Source organism: Massilia sp. PWRC2 (assembly GCF_049896725.1).
In the GTDB taxonomy this organism is placed as follows: domain Bacteria; phylum Pseudomonadota; class Gammaproteobacteria; order Burkholderiales; family Burkholderiaceae_D; genus JAFCUW01.
Genome location: NZ_JAFCUW010000001.1, coordinates 22,179 through 43,116, shown reverse-complemented (window position 1 = coordinate 43,116; position 20,938 = coordinate 22,179). Strand labels below are relative to the sequence as shown.

The following is a 20,938-nucleotide window of genomic DNA, read 5'->3' as shown; positions in this document are numbered from 1 at the left end:
AAAGCTGACCCCATGGATACACCTATTCCGGCAGAATCGGCACGGCCCGTCGGCGAGCAGCGCGCATCGCCGCGCAAGCTGCTCAAGGTGCGCGCCGCTCTCACGGTCAAGGGCGCGCCGGCACTGATGGTGCGCACTATCGACATTGGCACCAATGGCGTGTGCCTGGCATTTCTGCAACCGCTGCCGATCGGCTTGACGGGCACCTTGTCGATCGACTTGATGGTCGATGGCAAGGTGTATGTATTGACGGCAGCGGCCAAGTCCACCTACTGCATTTTCAGCAGCGGTCAGTACAAGACAGGGTTTCAGTTTCTCGAGATGGAGCTGAGCTCGCGTACCATCCTGGCCAAATTTTTGCGCTGAGACACGGCCCCTATTTGACGATCAGATCGCTCGTCATCACTGCCTTCAAATAAATACTGTCGGCATCTTTCGGCTCGCGCTGGACGATCCACCAGACGCTGTTCTTTTTGACTTCCCAGGATTGCGGCTGGCCGCACAGCAGCAGGGCGGCGACCTGGCCGAGGGTGTTTTGGTGGCCCACCACCAGCACCGGTTCTTTGCTGTTGGGCCAATTGGCCGCCTGCAATACCGCGGCCGGCGTCGCCTCGGGGGCCAGCGCATTGACCACCTTGAACTTGCGCCCCAGCGGCTCGATGGTTTGCAAGGTGCGCAGCGCCGGGCTGACCAGAATTTTGCAGCCCTCGGGCAATTGCGAAGCGAGCCAGTCAGCCATCCGGCGCGCCTGCTTGTGGCCTTTCGCCGTCAGTGGCCGCGCCAGATCGGGCGTGCCGTCTTCGGCTTCGGCGTGGCGCCATAAAATCAGGTCCATGCTGCTCTTCCCCATTTTAGTGGTCGATACTGTTCTCGGTGGTGCCAAGCAACTCCATCAGGTAACGCTGCGCTGAAAACTCGGCTTGCTTGCCGCGCACGCGGCGGCGGTGGTAGACGCCATCGCCATCGAGCTCCCAAGCGTTCGAGTTATCTTTGAGGTAAGGGTTCAATCCTTCGTTGATGACGCGGCGTTTGAGGGCCTTGTCGAGCACGGGGAAGGCCACTTCGATGCGGCGGAACAGGTTGCGGCTCATCCAGTCGGCGCTGGCCAGATAGACATCGTGCGCCAAATCGTTGCGGAAATAATAGATGCGGCTGTGTTCGAGGAAGCGGCCGATGATCGAGCGCACCCGGATATTTTCCGACAGCCCTGGCACGCCCGGCCGCAGGGTGCAGGCGCCGCGCACGATCAGGTCGATCTTGACGCCGTCGTGCGACGCCGCGTACAGCGCGCGAATGAGCGACTCGTCGACCATGGCATTGACCTTGACGATGATGCGCCCCGGCCGTCCCGCCTTGGCAATGCGCGCTTCGTTGCGGATCGCCTTGACCAGCTCGCTCTGCAGGGCGAATGGCGCCAGCCACAGGTGGGTCAGTTTATGCGGCTTGGTCAGGCTGGTCAGGTGAATGAAGACTTCGTTGACCTCTTCGCCCATCTGCTGGTTGGCCGTCAATAAACCAAAGTCGGTGTACAGGCGGGCGGTGGTCAGGTGGTAGTTGCCGGTACCGAGGTGGGCGTAATAACGCAGGCCATCGGCCTCGCGGCGGATCACCAGTGCCACCTTGGCATGGGTTTTCAGGCCGACCACGCCATACACGACCTGGGCGCCGGCCTGTTCGAGCTTGTCGGCCCAGTTGATATTGGCTTCTTCATCGAAGCGCGCCTTCAGCTCGACGATGACGATGACTTCCTTGCCGCGCTGGGCCGCCGTCACCAGCGCGGCCATCAAGTCCGAATCCATGCCGGTGCGGTAAATGGTTTGCTTGATTGCCACCACCTGCGGATCTTGCGCCGCCACGCAGATAAAATCGATGACGGTCTGGAACGACTGGAATGGGTGGTGCAGCAGGATGTCGTGCTTGCGCATCTGCTCGAAGATGTCCATATTCGCCATTTTTGGCGGCACGCCGGGGAAGAAGGGCGCAAAGCGCAGGGACGGCTGGCGCACCTGGCTGATCATTTCCGCCAGCCGCACCAGGTTGACGGGGCCGTCGACGGGATACAGGCGGCCGGGGTCAAGATTGAACTGGTCGAGCAGGAATTGCGACAGCTCGGCCGGGCAGTTCTTTGCCACTTCGAGCCGCACGGCCGTGCCGAACTGGCGTCCCTGCAATTCTCCCTTGAGGGCCTGGCGCAGATTTTTCACTTCGCCTTCATCGACCCACAGGTCGCTGTCGCGGGTGACGCGAAATTGCGAATAGGCCAGCACGTCGCGGCCGGTGAACATTTCTTCCATGTGGGCGTGGATGACCGAGCTGAGCAGGCAGAACGACTGGCCGCCGCCCTTGCTCAGGTGTTCCGGCAACTCGATCACTCGCGGCAGCACGCGCGGCGCCTTGACGATGGCAATCGCGGTACCGCGGCCGAACGCATCCTTGCCGGACAGCGACACAATAAAATTGAGACTCTTGTTACTGACCTGGGGGAAGGGGTGGGCCGGATCGAGACCGATGGGGGTGAGCAGGGGCCGCACCTGCTGGTCGAAATACTGCTTGACCCAGGCCCGCTGCGCTTCGTTGCGGTCGTTGTGGCGTACCAGGTGGACGCCGCGCTGGCGCAGCTGCGGCAGCACTTCGGTATTTAAAATATCGTATTGCTGCTTGACCAGTGCGTGGCATTCGGTGGCGATGCGCTCGAACATGGCCGCCAGCGCCGCATCCGGGTGCAGTGCATCCTGGGCCAGCAGGCTGGCCACCCGCACTTCAAAAAATTCATCGAGATTGTTACTGACGATGCACAGGTAGCGCAGGCGCTCGAGCAACGGCAGGCGCTTGTCTTCGGCCTGGGCCAGCACCCGGCGGTTGAACATCAGCAGGGAAATTTCGCGGTCGAGAAAGATGACCGGTTTCGGCAGGAGAGAGACCAGCGGGGCTTTTGATGTCATGGAGAGGTTTGGCGTGTTCAAGATATCAACACTTCATTCTAGAGAGAATATGTGACATTGGCGTGACTGCGCAGCGACTATTCGTACGACGATTAGCGCGACGATGAGAGCGACTATAACCGCGACCGCCTCCGCCCGCTGAGCTATCATGGGCGCGAAAGAATATTTCAACAAGATGTTTGATGTCATAAACGTGTCATATTGCGGGGCTAGACTACGCAGCATTCAACCGCCACACCCTCTAATAAAAGGAACTGATATGCGCATGAAACAGTTGTTCGCTTCGATGTTGCTCGGCTCGGCCGCCATCCTCACCTCGACCGCCACCCTGGCTGCCGACATGACGGGCGCCGGCGCAACGTTCCCGTACCCGATCTACGCCAAGTGGGCCGAGATGTACAAGAAGACCACGGGCAACGGCCTGAACTATCAGTCGGTCGGTTCCGGCGCTGGTATCAAGCAGATCAAGGCCAAAACGGTCGACTTCGGTGCTTCCGACATGCCTCTGCCAGCCGCTGAACTCGACGCCGACGGCCTCGTGCAGTTCCCTGCCATCATGGGCGGCGTTGTCACTGTCGTCAACCTAGACGGTATCGCCCCTGGCGCCATGAAGCTGACCGGTCCGGTCATCGCCGACATCTACCTGGGCAAGATCACCAAGTGGAATGCCCCAGAAATCGTCGCCTTAAATCCTGGCATGAAGCTGCCAGCGGACGACATCACCGTCGTCCACCGCGCTGACGGTTCGGGCACCTCGTTTCTGTTCACCGACTACCTGTCGAAAACGAATGCCGATTTCAAGACCAAGATCGGTTCCGGTACTGCCGTGAAATGGGCAGTCGGCGTGGGCGGCAAGGGCAACGATGGCGTCGCCGCCAACGTGCAGCGCATCAAGGGTTCGATCGGCTACGTCGAATGGGCGTTCGCCAAGAAAAACAAGATGTCGCACACCCAGCTGAAAAACAAGGACGGCGTCTATGTCCAGCCTGACGACGACAACTTCAAGGCTGCCGCCGCCAACGCCGAGTGGACCAAGACCCCAGGTTTCGCCGTCGTGCTGACCGATGCTGCTGGCAAACAAAGCTGGCCGATCACCGGCGTCTCCTACATCCTGATGCACAAGTCGCAAGCTGACGGCGTCAAGGGCAAAGAAGTGTTGAAGTTCTTTGACTGGGCCTACAAAAACGGTAGCCCTGCTGCCGCTGAACTGGACTACGTGCCCATGCCAGCGAGTGTCACCAAGCTGGTCGAAGAGAGCTGGAAAGCCAATCTGAAAGACGCTGCTGGCAAGGCAATCTGGTAACAAAAAACGTGTACAGCAGCTAGCCCTGTCAGCTGTGCATTTTCCCGAGACCGCACCCGTTGCCAGCAAAGCAATCGGTGCGGTCGCAAGCATATTTATTTCTATCGCAGAGTATCCCTCATGAGCGCGAATCCACCAGCAGCCCTGGCCCAGATGCAGGCGACGGAATCCTCCGAACGTCAGGCCGCGATGCATTCGACCATGCGCACCCAGCGCATGCAGGATTTCCTGTTTCACAAAGTAACGATGCTGTTTGCCGCATCGGTACTGTTGGTCCTGATCGGCATTATCGTGTCGCTGATCATCGGTTCGATCCCCGCCTTCCGCGAATTCGGCCCCGGTTTTATCACCCGCGTCGAATGGGATCCCGTCAATGACCAGTATGGCGCCTTGATTGCCATCACCGGCACCCTGGTCACCTCTTTCATTGCCCTGATCATTGCTTTCCCCATCAGTTTTGGCATCGCCCTGTTTCTCACCGAAATCTGCCCGACGTGGCTGCGCCGCCCGATGGGCACGGCGGTCGAATTGCTCGCCGGCGTGCCATCCATCATTTACGGCATGTGGGGCCTGTTCGTGTTTGCTCCCCTGTTCGGCGACTATGTGCAGCCGCTGCTGAAAAGCACGCTGGGCGCGTTGCCGGTGATCGGCAAGCTGTTTTCCGGTCCCACCATGGGCATGGGCATGCTCACTGCTGGCCTGATCCTGGCGGTGATGATCATCCCTTTCATTTCTTCCGTCATGCGCGACGTCTTCGAGATTGTGCCCGCCGTGTTGAAGGAATCGGCCTACGGCCTCGGTTGCACCAAGTGGGAAGTGGTGCGCAAGATCGTGCTGCCTTATACCAAGACCGGGGTGGTCGGCGGCGTCATGCTGGGCCTCGGCCGCGCGCTGGGCGAAACCATGGCCGTCACCTTTGTGATCGGCAACGCCAACACCCTGTCGTGGTCGCTGTTCTCGGCCGGTAACTCGATTTCGTCCACCCTGGCCAATGAATTTGCCGAGGCGTCCAACCCACTGCACGTGTCGTCGCTATTCGCACTGGCGCTGATCCTGTTCGCCATCACATTTATTGTCCTGTCCGCCGCCAAGCTGATGCTGGCCGGCATGTCACGCAAGGAAGGCATCCAATGAACCCGGCCATGACTCACGCCGCCAACAACCCGGTCTATCGGCGCCGCCTGCTGCGCCACCGTATCGGCATCGCCCTGTCGGTGCTGGCCATGTCGCTTGGCCTGGCGGTGCTGGCCTGGATCTTGATCACCCTGTTGATCAAGGGTTTCGGCGGCTTGACCGGCGCCATTTTGACCAACGACACCCCGGCCCCGGCCAGCGATGGCGGTGGCTTGAGAAATGCCATCGTCGGCAGCCTGATGATGGTGACCTTGTCAACCGCCATCAGCACGCCGATCGGCATCCTGGCCGGCATGTACCTGGCCGAATTCGGCGAGCGCAACAAGTTTGCCAATGTCACCCGCTTCGTCACCGACATCATGCTGTCGGCGCCGTCGATCGTCATCGGCCTGTTCGTCTATGCCATGTACGTGGCGCAGGTAAAACACTATTCGGGTTGGGCCGGCACCATCGCGCTGTCGCTGATCGCCGTGCCAGTGGTGGTGCGCACCACCGACAATATGCTGCGGCTGGTGCCGAACAGCCTGCTGGAAGCGGCCTTCGCACTGGGTGCGCCGCGCTGGAAAGTGGCCACCATGGTGCGCCTGCGCGCCGTCAAGGCTGGCGTGGTCACCGGCGTGCTGCTGGCGCTGGCCCGTATTTCCGGTGAAACGGCGCCGCTGTTGTTCACCGCGCTCAACAACCAGTTCTTCAGCACCAATATGAACGCTCCGCTGGCCAACTTGCCGGTGGTGATCTACGGCTTTGCCATGAGCCCGTATGACAACTGGCGCAACCTGGCCTGGGCGGGCGCGCTGATCGTCACCTTTAGCGTCCTGCTGCTCAATATCTTGTCGCGCACTGTGTTCAGCCAAAAAACGCCGAATTGATCGAAAGTCACAATGACCATGCCTATGCCTACCCCCATTCCTACCGTCACGCCCCGCGCCAAGACCATCGAGATTTCTGCCCTCAATTTTTTCTACGGCAAGACGCAGAGCCTCACCAACGTCAATCTGGACATTCATGAAAAACAGGTGACCGCCTTCATCGGCCCGTCCGGCTGCGGCAAGTCGACCTTGCTGCGGACCCTGAACCGCATGTACGATCTGTATCCAGGGCAGCGCGCCGAAGGCTCGATCATGTACCGTGGCCACAACATTCTTGATGCCGACCAGGACGTCAACATGTTGCGCGCCAAGGTTGGCATGGTGTTTCAAAAACCGACACCGTTTCCCATGTCGATTTATGACAATATTGCGTTTGGCGTGCGTCTGTATGAAAACCTGTCGAAGGGTGAAATGGATGAGCGCGTCGAATGGGCACTGAAAAAAGCCGCCCTGTGGACCGAAGCGAAGGACAAGCTGTCGAAAAGCGGCTTGTCGCTGTCGGGCGGCCAGCAGCAGCGGCTGTGCATCGCGCGCGGTGTGGCGGTCAAACCGGACGTCCTGCTGCTCGACGAGCCGACCTCGGCACTCGACCCCATCTCGACGGCCAAGGTGGAAGAATTGATTAGCGAACTCAAGCAGGATTACACCATCGCCATCGTCACCCACAATATGCAGCAGGCGGCGCGCTGCTCGGATTACACGGCGTATATGTACTTGGGCGAGCTGGTCGAATTTGGCGAGACGGACCAGTTGTTCATGAATCCGGCCCGCAAGGAAACGCAGGATTACATCACCGGCCGCTTCGGCTGAGTTGTCGCAGATCTGTTACGAAATTAGTATCCCCCTAGAATAAGACGGAGAGCAGCAATGATAGGCGAGCATTCATCCAAGCAGTACGACAACGAACTGGAAGCCATTCGCTCGAAGGTGTTGTTAATGGGCGGGATCGTGGAAACCCAGTTCACCGACGCGATGAACTGTTTCCGCGTGGGCGATATCGAACAGTCGGACCGCGTGATCAGCGAAGACGATGCCGTCAACCAGCTCGAAGTGTCGCTCGACGACGCTTGCAGCCACCTGATCGTGCGGCGCCAGCCGGCCGCCAATGACTTGCGCACGGTGATGGCCACCATCAAGGTGATCACCGATCTCGAGCGCATCGGCGACGAAGCGGCCAAGATCGCCCGCATGAGCAAGTCGCTGCACACGCGCGGCGTGGTCGGCATCAACCACTTTGAAACGGTGCGCTCGATTTCCGGCCTGACCTCCGACATGTTGCACGATGCGCTCGACGCCTTTGCCCGCCTGGACGGCAAGCAGGCGATGGCCTTGATTGCCCAGGACGAAATCATCGATCACGAATTTCGCGCCATCATGCGCAACCTGATCACCTTCATGATGGAAGATCCGCGCACGATTTCCTCGGCGCTCGATACCTTGTGGGTGGCCAAGGCGATCGAACGGATCGGCGACCATGCAAAAAATATCGCCGAATACGTGATCTATGTGGTCGAGGGCAAGGATATCCGCCACACCAAGCCGGCAGCCGCGGCGCTGACTGCGGGGAACTAAGCAATAATGGCAACTGTGGCAACTGTGGCACCCATGGCAGGCGCAATGGCAAGTACCGAGCGGGCGCTGATGCGCGAGCTGGCGCACGACGCGACCACGGTCTTGATCGTGGAAGACGAACCGGCCATTATCGAACTGGTCAAATTTTCGCTGCGCGAGGCGGCCTGGGAACTGGTGGCGGTGCAAACGGCCGCCGAAGCGTGGGAGTTTTTGGCCGGGCACACGCCGAAACTGGTGCTGCTCGACTGGATGCTGCCGGACCAGACCGGCTTGCGCCTGCTGGCGCGCATCCGCGCCGACCGCAATTTTCAGAAAATCCCTGTCATCATGCTCACCGCCAAGAGCATGGAAGAAGACAAGATCGCTGGCCTGAACAATGGCGCCGACGATTACGTCACCAAGCCGTTTTCGCCGCGTGAACTGCTGGCCCGTTCGCGTGCGCTGATGCGGCGCAACGCCCCCGAGCTGGCCGAGCTGGCCTTGCGGGTCGGCCCCGTGCTGCTCGACCCGGTCAGCAACAGCGTGGCCATCAATGGTGAGCGCATCGATATCGGCCAGGCCGAATTCAAACTGCTGAAATTTTTGATGGCCCACCCGGAGCGGGTGTTTTCGCGCAGCCAGCTGCTCGACAAGGTGTGGGGCAACCACGCCGTCATCGAGGAACGCACCGTCGACGTCCATGTGCTGCGCCTGCGCAAGGCCTTAAAAGGCGCCGAAGGCCTGGTGCGCACCGTGCGCAGCGTTGGTTACATGCTGTCGGAAAAATAGATGAACCCACGCTTGCTGTTCTGGGTACCGGCCACCTTGCGCCTGGTACTGTTGATGGGTGTGGCGGGTCTGGCGTGGTGGATGTCTGGCGCTGTCGCCGGGCTGTCGGTGGCGGTGCTGCTGTTGCTGCTGCAACTGGTGCTGCAACTGTCTTACCTGCAGCAGCTGAGCGCCTGGCTCGATGATTTCAATAGCGCCAGGCTGCCCGATGGCTGGGGTGCCTGGACCGATGTGTTTTCGCGCCTGTACCGGCTGCGGCGCGACGATGAACGCAGCCAGGCCGAACTGTCCGAATGGCTGGCGCGCTTTCGCCAGGCCATGCACCTGCTGCCGGACGGCGTGGCCATCATGGACGACGTACTGTTTCTCGAGTGGTGCAATCCGGCTGCCGAAAAACACCTGGGCCTGACCCTGGCGCGCGACAAGGGCATGCGTGTGACGAACCTGGTGCGCCATCCCGATTTCATCGACTACATCGTGCTCGGGCGTTACGAGCAGCCGCTGACGCTGTCGCTGCGCGACCGCAAGCTGATCGTGCAGATCATCCCGTTTGAAAACCGCCGCCAGATCCTGGTCACCCATGACGCCACCGAGAGCGCCCGCATCGAAGAGATGCGCCGCGACTTCATCGCCAATGCTTCGCACGAACTGCGCACGCCGTTGACGGTGATCGTCGGTTTTCTGGAGATTGCCTCGACCACGCCCGACCTTGACGTTGCCAGCCGCCAGTCGCACTTAAAACTGATGACCGAGCAGGGCCGTCGCATGCAGCGTCTGATCGAAGACATGCTGACCCTGTCGCGCCTGGAATCGGTCGATTATCCCTTGCGCCCGGAGCCGGTGGCGGTCAAGGCGGTCATCGATGACGTGGTGGAAGAAGCGCGCGCTCTCTCCGGTGGCCAGCACCAGATCACGGCCAGCATCGATGGCGGCGACGTGGTTGGCAGCGCCGACGAGCTCAGGAGCGCGTTTGCCAACCTGGCCTCGAACGCGGTGCGCTACACGCCGGCCGGCGGCAGCGTGCACTTAAGCTGGAAAGATGCGCCCGAGGGGGCGCAATTTACCGTCAGCGATACCGGCATCGGCATCGACCAGCTGCACATCGCCCGCCTGACCGAGCGCTTTTACCGGGTCGACAAGAGCCGCTCGCGTGAAACCCAGGGCACCGGGCTGGGACTGGCCATCGTCAAGCACGTCTTGCTGCGCCACCGTGCCAGCCTGTCGATCAATTCAGTGCCGGGGCAGGGCAGCTGTTTCACGGTGACGTTTCCAAAACGGTAAATTGGCGCCGCGCTGATGCCAGGCGGGGGCTTGACGCGTTACAATCGCAGGCTCATCAACACTGACTTTGTCCATGCGCTCACGCCGTCTTTCCCTGCTCGCCCTGTGTGCACTGCTGCTGGCCGGTTGCCGCGCCAGCGCTCCCGTGGTGCCGAGCCCGATTCCCGGCACGCCGCTGGCGATCTCGCCCACCGTGCCGGTCGCGCCCCGTAAAATCAAGATTGGCCTGGCCTTGGGCGGCGGCGCCGCGCGCGGCTTCGCCCATATCGGCGTCATCAAGGCGCTCGAAGCGCAGGGAATTGAAGCGGACATCGTCGTTGGCACCAGTGCCGGCAGCGTGGTGGGCGCACTGTACGCCGCCGGCAACAACGGCTTCGCCCTGCAGCGGGTCGCCATGGACATGGATGAAGCGACCATTTCCGACTGGGCCATCCCGCTGTTCGGTAAAGTCTCGGGCGTACTCAAGGGCGATGCCCTGCAAAATTACGTCAACAAGGCGGTCCACAACGCCCCCATGGAAAAGCTGAAGATCCCGTTCGGCGCCGTCGCCACCGATTTGAACAGTGGGCAACCGATCCTGTTCCAGCGTGGTAATACCGGGCAAGCGGTGCGCGCCTCGTCGGCCGTACCCAGCGTGTTCCAGCCGGTCCGCATCGGCAACCGCAGCTACGTCGACGGCGGCCTGGTGGCGCCCGTGCCGGTGCGCTTTGCGCGCGAGATGGGCGCCGATTTTATTATCGCTGTGAATATTTCGACGCAGACCGACAGCCAGGCGACCTTGAGTTCGCTGGAAGTGCTGATGCAAACCTTTAGCATCATGGGCCAGCGGCTCAATCACTATGAACTCAAGGATGCCGATATTGTCATCACGCCGTCGCTGGGGACCATGGGCGGCGGCGATTTTAATTCGCGCAATCTGGCCATCCTCGCCGGCGAGCAGGCCGCCGCGGCTGTCATGCCGCAGCTCAAAGCCAAGCTCAAGGCCAAGCAACAGCCGTGATGCCGGAAGATTTTTTCAAGCTATTTAATTTATTCAATTAGAGGATCAAACATGCAAACCAAGCCCGTACTGACCCTGGCCGACGCCAAAACCATCGCCGCTGCCTGCGAGGCCGAAGCGCGCTCAAATAACTGGAACGTCGTCATTTCCATCGTCGACGATGGCGGTCACCTGCTGTGGTTGCAGCGCATGGATGGGGTTGCCCCGATCTCCTCGTACATCGCTCCGGCCAAGGCGAAGACGGCGGCGATGGGCCAGCGCGAATCGAAGATTTATGAAGACATGATCAATAACGGTCGCATGTCGTTCCTGTCGGCGCCACACATCGAAGGCATGCTCGAAGGCGGCGTGCCCATCATCGTCGATGGCCAGTACGTCGGTGCAGTGGGCGTGTCGGGCGTGAAATCGGTGGAAGACGCGCAGATTGCCAAGGCTGGTATCGCCGCCCTCGGCCTGTAAATCGTCGACAGAGACCGGCTCAGGCGTGGATTTCCGCGCTGTCCGGCATGGAGTCGGCGGCGCCGCTGATGGTGAGCCAGGCGCGCAGCTTGGCCATGTCGCGCACGAGGATTTCACTGCCTTCGATGAAGCCGATCTGCACCACGTTCTCTCCCGCGCAGGTGAGCTTGTTCACCGTCGGTGACAGCTCGACCATGCGGCTGTACGACTTGAATGTCTTGGCCTGCCACGGCTGCAGGGCAGGGTCATTGAAGCGGTTGTTTTCGAAGTAGATGGTGACGGTGCGGTCGGGATTGCCAAAGCCGACCATGCCGGAGCCGTTGCGCAATGCTTCGCGCACCGCTTCGACCGCGTTCGGGTCTGGCACAAACACCGCAGCACGACCGCCCGCACGGGGGCGCTCCATCGGCGTGTCGAAACCAAAGGTCGTCATGTGGCCTCTTTCTGGCGTTGTTGGTTATTTGCGAAAACTGATTTTGGGTCGATGCCCCGCATTGTACATCTGGTTGTGCAGTCGATGTGACGGTTGGTGATCGTTGCGCCGGCGATTGCCGAAACAGGCCCGTTGCGCTATAATTCGGAGGTTTAGCCATTCCACATCTACCGTAGCGACGACCCACCATCCCATCATTTTTCGACGTCCACCCCGAGTAAAACTGGCTCGGCATGACGGCTGTCGATCTGACGTGGCGCAGCTACGGTAACTTTATCAGGAGTTACCCTTGCCGCCATTCTTTTCTGGCCCAGCTGTTCCAGCCATCCTCGCGCTTGCCGACGGCACGATTTTCAAAGGGATTGCCATCGGCGCCGCCGGCCATACCACCGGTGAGGTCGTTTTCAATACCGCCATGACCGGCTATCAGGAAATCCTGACCGATCCCAGCTACAGCCGCCAGATCGTCACCCTGACCTACCCGCACGTGGGCAATTGCGGCATCAACCCCGAAGACGTCGAAGCATCGAAAGTCCACGCGGCCGGCCTGATCATCCGCGATCTGCCCCTGCTGGCCTCCAACTTCCGTTCGACCCAGTCGCTGTCCGATTATCTGAAAGCGGAAAACATCGTCGCCATCGCTGGCATCGATACCCGCAAACTGACCCGCCTGCTGCGCGAAAAGGGCGCCCAGAGCGGCGCCATCCTGACCGGCACCCAGGGCAATGAGCCGTCGGTGTCGCAGGCGCTCGATCTGGCCCGCTCGTTCCCCGGCCTGGCTGGCATGGACCTGGCCAAGGTGGTCTCGACCAAGGTGCCCTACGAGTGGCAGGAGACCGAATGGGTGCTCGGCGAAGGCTACGGGACCCAGAGCGCGCCGCAGTACCACGTGGTCGCTTTTGATTACGGCGTCAAGCGCAACATCCTGCGCATGCTGGCCCAGCGCGGCTGCAAGATCACCGTGCTGCCGGCGCAGGCCAGCGCTGCCGATGCGCTCGCACTTGATCCGGATGGTATTTTCCTGGCCAACGGTCCCGGTGACCCGCAGCCGTGCGACTACGCCATTGCCGCCGCCGCCGAACTGATCGAGCGGGGCATCCCCACCTTCGGCATTTGCCTCGGTCACCAGATCATGGCACTCGCTTCCGGCGCGAAAACCCTCAAAATGAAATTCGGTCACCATGGTGCCAACCACCCGGTGCAAGATCTCGACAGCAAGCAGGTGCTGATCACCTCGCAGAACCACGGTTTTGCCGTCGACGCGCACACCCTGCCGGCCAATTGCCGCGTCACCCACGTGTCGCTGTTCGACGGTTCGCTGCAGGGCTTTGCCCGCACCGACAAGCCGGCGTTCTGCTTCCAGGGCCACCCGGAAGCGTCGCCCGGACCGACCGACGTCGCCTACCTGTTCGACCGTTTCATCAGCCTGATGCAGGCCGCCGACAAGAATCAAAAGCTGGAGAAGAATTAAATGCCTAAGCGTAGTGACATCAAAAGTATCCTGATCATTGGCGCTGGCCCGATCATCATCGGCCAGGCCTGTGAATTCGATTATTCGGGCGCGCAGGCGTGCAAGGCCTTGCGCGAAGAAGGCTATAAGGTCATCCTCGTCAACAGCAATCCGGCCACCATCATGACCGACCCGGAAATGGCGGACGTGACCTACATCGAGCCGATCACCTGGAAAGTGGTCGAGAGCATCATCGCCAAGGAACGTCCGGACGCCATCCTGCCCACCATGGGTGGCCAGACGGCACTCAATTGCGCGCTCGACCTGCACAACAATGGCATCCTGGCCAAGTACAACGTCGAACTGATCGGCGCTTCGCCAGAAGCGATCGACAAGGCGGAAGACCGCTCCAAGTTCAAGCAGGCGATGACCAAAATCGGCCTCGGCTCGGCCCGCTCGGGCGTGGCCCATAATATGGAGCAATCGTGGGTGGTGCAGCGCGAGATGGGTTTTCCGACCATTATCCGGCCGTCGTTCACCATGGGCGGCACCGGCGGTGGCATCGCCTACAACGAAGAAGAATTCGAGACCATCTGCAAGCGCGGCCTGGAAGCGTCGCCCACCACCGAGCTGCTGATTGAAGAATCGCTGATCGGCTGGAAAGAGTACGAGATGGAAGTGGTGCGCGACAAGGCGGACAACTGCATCATCATCTGCTCGATCGAAAACCTCGATCCGATGGGTGTGCACACCGGTGACTCGATCACCGTCGCCCCGGCGCAAACGCTGACCGACAAGGAATACCAGATCATGCGCAACGCCAGCCTGGAGGTGTTGCGCGAGATCGGCGTCGACACCGGCGGCTCGAACGTGCAGTTCGCGATTAACCCGGCCGACGGCCGCATGATCGTCATCGAAATGAATCCGCGCGTCTCGCGCTCGTCGGCGCTGGCGTCGAAAGCGACCGGTTTTCCGATCGCAAAGATCGCGGCAAAGCTGGCCGTTGGCTTTACCCTCGATGAACTGCGCAATGAAATCACGGGGGGGGCCACGCCAGCGAGTTTCGAGCCCGCCATCGATTACGTGGTGGTCAAGATCCCCCGCTTCACGTTCGAAAAATTTCCCACCGCCGACCACCACCTGACTACCCAGATGAAATCGGTGGGCGAAGTGATGGCCATTGGCCGCACCTTCCAGGAAGCGTTCCAGAAAGCGCTGCGCGGTTTGGAGGTGGGCGTCGATGGCCTGAATGAAAAAACCCGCGACCGCGAGATCATCGAAGAAGAACTGGGCGAGCCGGGACCGGACCGCATCTGGTATGTGGGCGACGCGTTTGCCCAGGGCTTTACCCTGGAAGAAGTGCACGCGCTGACCCACATCGATCCATGGTTCCTGGTGCAGATCAAGGAAATCGTCGACATCGAACTGTGGCTCGATAACCAGCAGCTCGATGCCCTGGACAAGCCGATGCTCTACAAGTTGAAGCAAAAGGGTTTTTCGGACCGTCGCCTGGCCTTCCTGCTGCACGTGACCGACACCGAAGTGCGCGAACGGCGCCACGCCATGAACATTCGCCCCGTGTATAAACGGGTCGATACCTGCGCCGCCGAATTTGCCACCAACACCGCGTATATGTATTCGACGTACGAAGAAGAGTGCGAATCGAAACCCACCGACCGCAAAAAAATCATGGTGCTCGGCGGTGGCCCGAACCGCATCGGCCAGGGCATCGAATTCGATTACTGCTGCGTGCACGCGGCGCTGGCGATGCGCGAAGACGGTTACGAGACCATCATGGTCAACTGCAATCCCGAGACCGTCTCGACCGACTACGATACCTCCGACCGCCTGTACTTTGAATCGCTGACGTTAGAGGATGTACTGGAAATCGTCGCCCTCGAAAAGCCGGTCGGCGTGATCGTCCAGTACGGCGGCCAGACCCCCTTGAAACTGGCGCTGGACCTGGAACGCAACGGCGTGCCCATCATCGGTACTTCACCGGACATGATCGACGCTGCCGAAGACCGCGAGCGTTTCCAGCAGCTGCTGCAAAAGCTCGGCCTGCGCCAGCCGCCCAACCGCACCGCCCGCACCGAAGCCGAGGCCTTAACGCTGGCGCAGGAAATCGGCTACCCGCTGGTGGTACGGCCGTCGTATGTGCTCGGTGGCCGCGCCATGGAAATCGTCCACGAGCAGCGCGACCTCGAGCGCTACATGCGCGAAGCGGTCAAGGTATCGCACGATTCGCCGGTGCTGCTCGACCGCTTCTTGAATGACGCCATCGAGTGCGACGTCGACTGCATCTCCGACGGCGAGACCACCTTTATTGGCGGCGTGATGGAACACATCGAACAGGCCGGCGTGCACTCGGGCGACTCGGCCTGCTCGCTGCCACCGTATTCGCTGTCGGGCGAGACGATCGAAGAACTCAAGCGCCAGACCGCGCTGATGGCCAAGGGCCTCGGCGTGGTGGGCTTGATGAACGTGCAGTTCGCCATCCAGAAGCGCGAAGAAGACGGCGTGCTGGTCGATACCGTGTTTGTCCTCGAAGTCAATCCGCGGGCGTCGCGCACGGTGCCCTTCGTGTCGAAAGCGACCGGCCTGCAACTGGCAAAAATCGCCGCGCGCTGCATGGTTGGCCAAACGCTGGCGCAGCAGGGCATCACGAAGGAAGTGGTGCCGCCATTTTTCAGCGTCAAGGAAGCGGTGTTCCCGTTCGTTAAGTTCCCGGGCGTCGATACCATCCTCGGACCGGAAATGAAGTCGACCGGCGAAGTGATGGGGGTTGGCATGACTTTCGGCGAAGCCTTCGTCAAGTCGCAACTGGGCGCCGGCGTCAAGCTGCCGGAATCGGGTAAAGTGTTTTTGTCGGTGAAAGCGTCCGACAAGCCGCGCACGGTGGCGGTGGCGCGCAACCTGGTCGAACGGGGCTTTCAGCTGGTGGCCACCAAGGGCACTGCGGCCGTGATTGCTGCTGCCGGTATTCCCGTCAGCGCGGTCAACAAGGTGCTCGAAGGGCGTCCGCACATCGTCGACATGATCAAGAACCACGAGATCGCCATGGTCGTAAATACGGTCGAAGAAAAGCGCAGCGCGATCGTCGATTCGCGCGCCATCCGCACCTCGGCCCTGCATGCACGGGTGGTCACCTACACCACCATCGCCGGCGCCGAGGCGGCGGTCGAGGGCATGCGCCACCTGAACGAGTTGCATGTGTATGATTTACAAGGGCTGCATAAAACCTTAAACTAGGCCGCATGCAGGTGTCCTAAGCTATACTCTTGCAGTATCTCTTGACCACAGAGTTCGCGCGATTTGCGTCGTGCGCCTCTGTGGTTTTCACTTTGGGTCACGCCACTCATCACAGAATAGAAGCACACACCATGAACACATCCGTTCCATTGACCAAATTTGGCGCCGAACTTCTCAAGGAAGAACTGCACCAGCTGAAAACCAAAGAGCGCCGCATCGTCATCGACGCCATTTCCGAAGCGCGCTCGCACGGCGACCTGTCCGAGAATGCCGAATACGACGCCGCCAAGGAGCGCCAGGCCTTCGTTGAAGGACGCATCGCCGAACTCGAAGGCAAACTCGGTGCGGCCCAGATCATCGACCCCGTCACCCTGGACGCCGAAGGGCGCGTGGTGTTCGCCGCCACCGTCGACCTGGAAGACCTGGAAAATGGCCAGAAGGTGACCTACCAGATCGTCGGCATGGACGAAGCGGACCTGAAGCTGTCAAAAGTGTCGATCACCTCGCCGATCGCGCGTGCCCTGATCGGCAAGTACGCCGGCGACGTCGTCGAAGTGCAGGCGCCATCGGGCCCGCGCGAATACGAAATCCTCGAAGTCAAATACATCTGATGCATTTGCCATGCTGACCTGGCGCCTTGGTCTGCTGGTGGCCGCCCTGTGGGCCGGCAGCCTGTGGACGATTGGTTACGTGGTGGCGCCCACCCTGTTCCTGGCGCTGCACGACAACGTGCTGGCCGGGACCATCGTCGGCGTGCTGCTGCGCAGCCAGGCGTGGCTGGCGATCGCTTGCGCCGCGCTGTTGCTGCTGTTGCTGCAGGTGGCAAAAGGATCGACGCCGCCGGCGCAGCGCCGTTCCTGCACCCTGATCATCGTGGCCATGCTCGCGTGCGCGCTGGTGATTTATCTGGGCTTGCAACCGGTGATGGCCCAGTTAAAAATCGACGCCGGCACCGCTGGCCTGGCTGGCACGCCACAGGGGCGCACGTTCGGCATGCTGCATGGCGTGTCGCAGCTGTTTTATCTGGCCGAGAGTGGGCTGGCGGGCTGGTTGCTGCTCAAGCTGCGCTAACTAAAAAAAGCCCTGCGCCGCAGGCAGCGGGGCAGGGCGTTACTGTGCTACACCGTGCAGCTGGTATTAGCGGCCGAGGGCGCCTTTTTTCGGACTGCTCTGGCGCGGCTTGGCGCGCTTGATGGTGCCGCCTTCGGTGACCCGTTCATTCCCTTTGATCATGACCTTGGTCACGCTGGGGCGCTTGGTGCCGCTGGCGCTGGCCTTGACGATGGTCACTTCGCGCATGCCTTTGCCGGCCTTGCTCGAGCGTTCCTTGACGGCTTCCACTTTCGGGCGGTACACCACCAGCAGCTTGCCGATGTGCTGGACCGGGTGGGCCTTGAGTGTTTCGGTGATCTGCTCGTACATGGCCACGCGCGCTTCGCGGTCATCGCCGGCGACACGGATCTTGATCAGGCCATGGGAGTCCAGGCTGGCCGAGATTTCCTTCAGGACGGATTCGGTCAGACCCGACTCGCCGATCATGACGACTGGCTTGAGCCCGTGGGCTTCGGCGCGCAGTTCGCTGCGCTCGGCGGGGGTAAGTTTTTGCATATTTTTGGACAAACCTTAGTTAAACCTTTTAAAAGCAGTATTCTACGCGAATGAAGAAGAAAAAATTAAACAAGAATTGGTTGCATGACCATATCAACGACCCCTACGTCAAACTGGCGCAAAAAGAGGGTTTTCGCGCACGCGCGGCTTTTAAGCTGAAAGAAATTGACGAAACTGAAAAATTGATCAGGCCGGGCCAGGTTATCGTCGACCTCGGTAGCACGCCCGGCAGCTGGAGCCAGTACGTGCGCCGCAAGCTCGCTGGCAAGGAAGGCGGCGGCATCAATGGCACCATGATTGGCCTGGACATGCTGCCGATGGAGCCGATTGCCGACGTTCACTTTATTTTGGGCGATTTCCGCGAGGGACGGGTGCTACGCGAGCTGGCGGTGATCCTGGCCGGCCGTCAGGTCGATGTGGTGCTGTCGGATATGGCGCCGAATCTGTCGGGTATTCCGACGGCCGACTCGGCGCGGATGGAACACTTGATTGATCTGGCCATCGAATTTTCGCAGATGCACCTCAAGCCGGGCGGCTCGCTGGTCGTGAAGTGTTTCAAGGACATGGGTTTCTCGCAAATCGTCGAGAAATTCCGCGCTGAATTCAAGGTGGTCAAACAGGTCAAGCCGAAGGCCAGCCGCGATAAATCGTCGGAGATTTTCCTGGTCGGCAAGGGATTAAAGAATCCCGGCGTACAAAATGTCGTCGAAGAGGAAGAAATTGACCTGATGGATCAATCGCGCTCTTGATATTTACTGCTGGCGGCCGCACATCTGCCGAGTTAATGGTCGATTGCGTGCCCCAGGCGGCGGCGAAGGCGATCTGAAACGGTTGTTTTCAGTGGTTTTTTACGCGGTGGCTCGGGCGTGCGTGGCATGGCCCGGCCATTGCGAGTAAAATCGGTGTACTACATTTAGGTACAGGATGCGTCAGCATCGAAGGAGTTTTCGTGAATAATATGTTTTCCAAATCCGCCATCTGGGTGGTCGTTGCCTTACTGCTGTTTATGCTGTTCAAGCAGTTCGACAATCACAGCACCACTGGCGGCAGCAAGACCATCGCGTACTCCGAGCTGCTCGACGACATCAAGGCGCGTCGACTGAAGGATGTTGTTATTGAAGGCCAAAACATCACCGCCCTGCGCGCTGATGACACCAAGGTGCGCGCCACCGCCACCGGCCTCGACAAAGGTTTGGTCAGCGACCTGGTCAACAACGGCATTCACTTCGACATCAAGCCGCCTGAAGAAGCTGGCTTCCTCCAGCAAATTTTCATTTCCTGGTTCCCCATGCTGCTGCTGATCGGCGTCTGGGTGTTCTTCATGCGCCAGATGCAGGGCGGCGGCAAGGGCGGCGCCTTTTCCTTCGGTAAATCGAAGGCGCGCATGATGGATGAAACCAACAACACCGTCACCTTCGCCGACGTCGCCGGTTGCGACGAAGCGAAAGAAGAAGTCAACGAAATCGTCGACTTCCTCAAGGACCCTACCAAATTTCAAAAGCTCGGTGGTCGCATTCCCCGCGGCGTGCTGATGGTCGGTCCTCCGGGCACCGGTAAAACCCTGCTGGCGCGCGCCATTGCGGGCGAAGCTAAAGTACCGTTTTTCTCCATCTCCGGGTCCGACTTTGTCGAAATGTTCGTCGGCGTGGGCGCCTCGCGGGTGCGCGACATGTTCGAGAATGCCAAAAAGCACTCGCCATGCATCATCTTCATCGATGAGATCGACGCTGTCGGTCGCCATCGTGGCGCCGGCATGGGCGGCGGCAACGACGAACGCGAACAGACCCTCAACCAGTTGCTGGTCGAGATGGATGGTTTCGAAGCGAGTTCCGGCGTGATCGTCGTCGCTGCCACCAACCGCGCCGATGTGCTCGATAAGGCATTGCTGCGTCCAGGTCGTTTCGACCGCCAGGTCATGGTGGGCTTGCCTGACATCCGTGGTCGCGAGCAGATTCTTAACGTCCACATGCGCAAAGTGCCCATCAGCACCGACGTCAAGGCCGACATCCTGGCCCGTGGTACCCCCGGTTTCTCGGGCGCCGACCTGGCCAACCTGGTCAATGAAGCTGCCCTGTTCGCCGCCCGTCGCAGCAAGCGCTTGGTCGAAATGAGCGACTTCGAAGATGCCAAGGACAAGATCTTCATGGGTCCCGAACGCAAGTCGATGGTCATGCGCGAAGAAGAGCGTCGTAACACGGCTTACCACGAGTCCGGTCACGCCGTCATCGCCAAGCTGCTGCCGAAGGCCGACCCTGTTCACAAGGTCACCATCATGCCGCGTGGCTATGCACTGGGTCTGACCTGGCAGCTGCCGGAACACGATGCACTGTCTGGCTACAAGGACAAGATGCTGGAAGAAATTTCAATCCTGTTTGGCGGCCGTATTGCTGAAGAAATCTTCGTTGGGCAAATGTCGACCGGCGCGTCGAACGATTTTTCGCGCGCCACCAAGCTGGCCCGTTCGATGGTTACCCGCTTCGGTATGTCCGACAGCATGGGCGTGATGGTCTACGAAGACAGCGAAAACGAAGGCTTTTTCGGTGGTGCTACCAAGACCATTTCCGAAGCCACCCAGCAAAAAGTCGATGCCGAGATTCGCAGCATTCTGGACACCCAATATGCGCTGGCGCGCCGCCTGCTGGAAGAAAACCGCGACAAGGTCGAAGCCATGACGCGCGCGCTGCTCGACTGGGAAACCATCGACGCCGACCAGATCAACGACATCATGGCCGGCCAGGAGCCACGCATGACGGCATCGACCAATCTCACCAAGCGTACGCCGCCGCCAGGCGACAGCGGCACCGGTGCCGGCGGCGTCTCGCCGAACGCCACGGCGCCTGCCTGATTGCAGCAGCTTTAGCATAAAG

The 20,938-nt window shown here is 60.3% G+C and carries 20 protein-coding genes; 16 read left to right on the top strand and 4 right to left on the bottom strand.

Annotated elements, in window-relative coordinates:
* Nucleotides 1-12: 12 nt before the first annotated feature.
* Nucleotides 13-366 (top strand): PilZ domain-containing protein, encoded by a 354-nt coding sequence (locus ACP7BZ_RS00195; RefSeq protein WP_426109628.1) that lies wholly within the window; start codon nt 13-15, stop codon nt 364-366.
* Between the two features lie 10 nt (nt 367-376).
* On the opposite strand, the gene ACP7BZ_RS00190 is transcribed toward ACP7BZ_RS00195, so the two are convergent.
* Both ACP7BZ_RS00190 and ppk1 read right to left on the bottom strand, forming a co-directional pair.
* A complete protein-coding gene (locus tag ACP7BZ_RS00190; RefSeq protein ID WP_426109627.1) occupies nt 377-835 on the bottom strand; it encodes a SixA phosphatase family protein in 459 nt (152 codons plus the stop codon).
* 16 nt (nt 836-851) lie between these two features.
* The gene (ppk1, locus tag ACP7BZ_RS00185; protein WP_426109626.1) at nt 852-2,942 is read right to left on the bottom strand and encodes a polyphosphate kinase 1; all 2,091 of its coding nucleotides are present in this window, start codon (nt 2,940-2,942) and stop codon (nt 852-854) included.
* A gap of 259 nt (nt 2,943-3,201) precedes the next feature.
* On the opposite strand from ppk1, the gene pstS reads away from it, so the two are divergent.
* The 9 genes from pstS (at nt 3,202) to ACP7BZ_RS00140 (ending at nt 11,328) form a co-directional block, all read left to right on the top strand.
* Nucleotides 3,202-4,245 (top strand): phosphate ABC transporter substrate-binding protein PstS, encoded by a 1,044-nt coding sequence (pstS, locus tag ACP7BZ_RS00180; protein ID WP_426109625.1) that lies wholly within the window; start codon nt 3,202-3,204, stop codon nt 4,243-4,245.
* Nucleotides 4,246-4,398: 153 nt separating this feature from the next.
* Complete coding sequence (gene pstC / locus ACP7BZ_RS00175) at nt 4,399-5,379, top strand: phosphate ABC transporter permease subunit PstC (RefSeq protein WP_426110478.1); 981 nt, start codon at nt 4,399-4,401, stop codon at nt 5,377-5,379.
* Entirely contained in the window at nt 5,376-6,248 is an 873-nt protein-coding gene (gene pstA, locus ACP7BZ_RS00170) for a phosphate ABC transporter permease PstA (RefSeq protein ID WP_426109624.1), read from the top strand. The genes pstC and pstA overlap by 4 nt, the downstream gene beginning before the upstream one ends.
* A 24-nt stretch (nt 6,249-6,272) precedes the next feature.
* Nucleotides 6,273-7,058 (top strand): phosphate ABC transporter ATP-binding protein PstB, encoded by a 786-nt coding sequence (gene pstB / locus ACP7BZ_RS00165; protein ID WP_426110477.1) that lies wholly within the window; start codon nt 6,273-6,275, stop codon nt 7,056-7,058.
* 57 nt (nt 7,059-7,115) lie between these two features.
* On the top strand, nt 7,116-7,820 hold the full coding sequence (phoU, locus tag ACP7BZ_RS00160) for a phosphate signaling complex protein PhoU (protein WP_426109623.1): 705 nt from the start codon (nt 7,116-7,118) through the stop codon (nt 7,818-7,820).
* A 45-nt stretch (nt 7,821-7,865) separates the two neighbouring features.
* Nucleotides 7,866-8,588, top strand: coding sequence for a response regulator (locus tag ACP7BZ_RS00155; protein WP_426109622.1), 723 nt, complete (start codon nt 7,866-7,868; stop codon nt 8,586-8,588).
* Nucleotides 8,589-9,869 carry a phosphate regulon sensor histidine kinase PhoR gene (gene phoR, locus ACP7BZ_RS00150; RefSeq protein WP_426109621.1) on the top strand — a complete coding sequence of 427 codons (1,281 nt, stop codon included), beginning with the start codon at nt 8,589-8,591 and terminating at the stop codon, nt 9,867-9,869. It begins immediately after the preceding gene.
* A 73-nt stretch (nt 9,870-9,942) separates the two neighbouring features.
* Nucleotides 9,943-10,869, top strand: a complete 927-nt coding sequence (locus ACP7BZ_RS00145; protein ID WP_426109620.1) for a patatin-like phospholipase family protein — start codon at nt 9,943-9,945, stop codon at nt 10,867-10,869.
* Nucleotides 10,870-10,920: 51 nt separating this feature from the next.
* Nucleotides 10,921-11,328: a GlcG/HbpS family heme-binding protein gene (locus ACP7BZ_RS00140; protein ID WP_426109619.1), complete on the top strand. Its 408-nt coding sequence runs from the start codon at nt 10,921-10,923 to the stop codon at nt 11,326-11,328.
* Between the two features lie 19 nt (nt 11,329-11,347).
* On the opposite strand, the gene ACP7BZ_RS00135 is transcribed toward ACP7BZ_RS00140, so the two are convergent.
* Nucleotides 11,348-11,761, bottom strand: coding sequence for a hypothetical protein (locus ACP7BZ_RS00135; protein WP_426109618.1), 414 nt, complete (start codon nt 11,759-11,761; stop codon nt 11,348-11,350).
* A 289-nt stretch (nt 11,762-12,050) separates the two neighbouring features.
* Here ACP7BZ_RS00135 and carA point away from each other — a divergent pair, with 289 nt between their 5' ends.
* The 4 genes from carA (at nt 12,051) to ACP7BZ_RS00115 (ending at nt 17,534) form a co-directional block, all read left to right on the top strand.
* Entirely contained in the window at nt 12,051-13,232 is a 1,182-nt protein-coding gene (carA, locus tag ACP7BZ_RS00130) for a glutamine-hydrolyzing carbamoyl-phosphate synthase small subunit (RefSeq protein ID WP_426109617.1), read from the top strand.
* Nucleotides 13,233-16,463 (top strand): carbamoyl-phosphate synthase large subunit, encoded by a 3,231-nt coding sequence (carB, locus tag ACP7BZ_RS00125; protein ID WP_426109616.1) that lies wholly within the window; start codon nt 13,233-13,235, stop codon nt 16,461-16,463.
* 131 nt (nt 16,464-16,594) lie between these two features.
* Nucleotides 16,595-17,074 carry a transcription elongation factor GreA gene (gene greA / locus ACP7BZ_RS00120; protein ID WP_426109615.1) on the top strand — a complete coding sequence of 160 codons (480 nt, stop codon included), beginning with the start codon at nt 16,595-16,597 and terminating at the stop codon, nt 17,072-17,074.
* Between the two features lie 10 nt (nt 17,075-17,084).
* Nucleotides 17,085-17,534, top strand: coding sequence for a DUF4149 domain-containing protein (locus ACP7BZ_RS00115; RefSeq protein ID WP_426109614.1), 450 nt, complete (start codon nt 17,085-17,087; stop codon nt 17,532-17,534).
* A gap of 66 nt (nt 17,535-17,600) precedes the next feature.
* Here the strand turns inward: ACP7BZ_RS00115 and ACP7BZ_RS00110 are convergent, their stop codons facing one another.
* Nucleotides 17,601-18,071, bottom strand: coding sequence for a YhbY family RNA-binding protein (locus ACP7BZ_RS00110; RefSeq protein WP_426109613.1), 471 nt, complete (start codon nt 18,069-18,071; stop codon nt 17,601-17,603).
* A 50-nt stretch (nt 18,072-18,121) separates the two neighbouring features.
* On the opposite strand from ACP7BZ_RS00110, the gene ACP7BZ_RS00105 reads away from it, so the two are divergent.
* Both ACP7BZ_RS00105 and ftsH read left to right on the top strand, forming a co-directional pair.
* Complete coding sequence (locus tag ACP7BZ_RS00105; protein WP_426109612.1) at nt 18,122-18,820, top strand: RlmE family RNA methyltransferase; 699 nt, start codon at nt 18,122-18,124, stop codon at nt 18,818-18,820.
* A gap of 200 nt (nt 18,821-19,020) precedes the next feature.
* Entirely contained in the window at nt 19,021-20,916 is a 1,896-nt protein-coding gene (gene ftsH, locus ACP7BZ_RS00100; RefSeq protein ID WP_426109611.1) for an ATP-dependent zinc metalloprotease FtsH, read from the top strand.
* The last annotated feature ends 22 nt before the right edge of the window (nt 20,917-20,938 follow it).

Excerpts from the sequence above, each read along its gene's own strand:
- ACP7BZ_RS00135 (WP_426109618.1), bottom strand. The coding sequence starts at position 11,761 with ATGACGACCTTTGGTTTCGACACGCCGATGGAGCGCCCCCGTGCGGGC.
- pstA (WP_426109624.1), top strand. The coding sequence starts at position 5,376 with ATGAACCCGGCCATGACTCACGCCGCCAACAACCCGGTCTATCGGCGC.
- greA (WP_426109615.1), top strand. The coding sequence starts at position 16,595 with ATGAACACATCCGTTCCATTGACCAAATTTGGCGCCGAACTTCTCAAG.
- ACP7BZ_RS00115 (WP_426109614.1), top strand. The coding sequence starts at position 17,085 with ATGCTGACCTGGCGCCTTGGTCTGCTGGTGGCCGCCCTGTGGGCCGGC.
- carB (WP_426109616.1), top strand. The coding sequence starts at position 13,233 with ATGCCTAAGCGTAGTGACATCAAAAGTATCCTGATCATTGGCGCTGGC.
- ACP7BZ_RS00140 (WP_426109619.1), top strand. The coding sequence starts at position 10,921 with ATGCAAACCAAGCCCGTACTGACCCTGGCCGACGCCAAAACCATCGCC.
- ACP7BZ_RS00155 (WP_426109622.1), top strand. The coding sequence starts at position 7,866 with ATGGCAAGTACCGAGCGGGCGCTGATGCGCGAGCTGGCGCACGACGCG.
- phoU (WP_426109623.1), top strand. The coding sequence starts at position 7,116 with ATGATAGGCGAGCATTCATCCAAGCAGTACGACAACGAACTGGAAGCC.
- ACP7BZ_RS00195 (WP_426109628.1), top strand. The coding sequence starts at position 13 with ATGGATACACCTATTCCGGCAGAATCGGCACGGCCCGTCGGCGAGCAG.
- phoR (WP_426109621.1), top strand. The coding sequence starts at position 8,589 with ATGAACCCACGCTTGCTGTTCTGGGTACCGGCCACCTTGCGCCTGGTA.
- ppk1 (WP_426109626.1), bottom strand. The coding sequence starts at position 2,942 with ATGACATCAAAAGCCCCGCTGGTCTCTCTCCTGCCGAAACCGGTCATC.
- ACP7BZ_RS00105 (WP_426109612.1), top strand. The coding sequence starts at position 18,122 with ATGAAGAAGAAAAAATTAAACAAGAATTGGTTGCATGACCATATCAAC.
- ACP7BZ_RS00145 (WP_426109620.1), top strand. The coding sequence starts at position 9,943 with ATGCGCTCACGCCGTCTTTCCCTGCTCGCCCTGTGTGCACTGCTGCTG.
- pstC (WP_426110478.1), top strand. The coding sequence starts at position 4,399 with ATGCAGGCGACGGAATCCTCCGAACGTCAGGCCGCGATGCATTCGACC.
- pstB (WP_426110477.1), top strand. The coding sequence starts at position 6,273 with ATGCCTACCCCCATTCCTACCGTCACGCCCCGCGCCAAGACCATCGAG.
- pstS (WP_426109625.1), top strand. The coding sequence starts at position 3,202 with ATGCGCATGAAACAGTTGTTCGCTTCGATGTTGCTCGGCTCGGCCGCC.
- ACP7BZ_RS00110 (WP_426109613.1), bottom strand. The coding sequence starts at position 18,071 with ATGCAAAAACTTACCCCCGCCGAGCGCAGCGAACTGCGCGCCGAAGCC.
- ACP7BZ_RS00190 (WP_426109627.1), bottom strand. The coding sequence starts at position 835 with ATGGACCTGATTTTATGGCGCCACGCCGAAGCCGAAGACGGCACGCCC.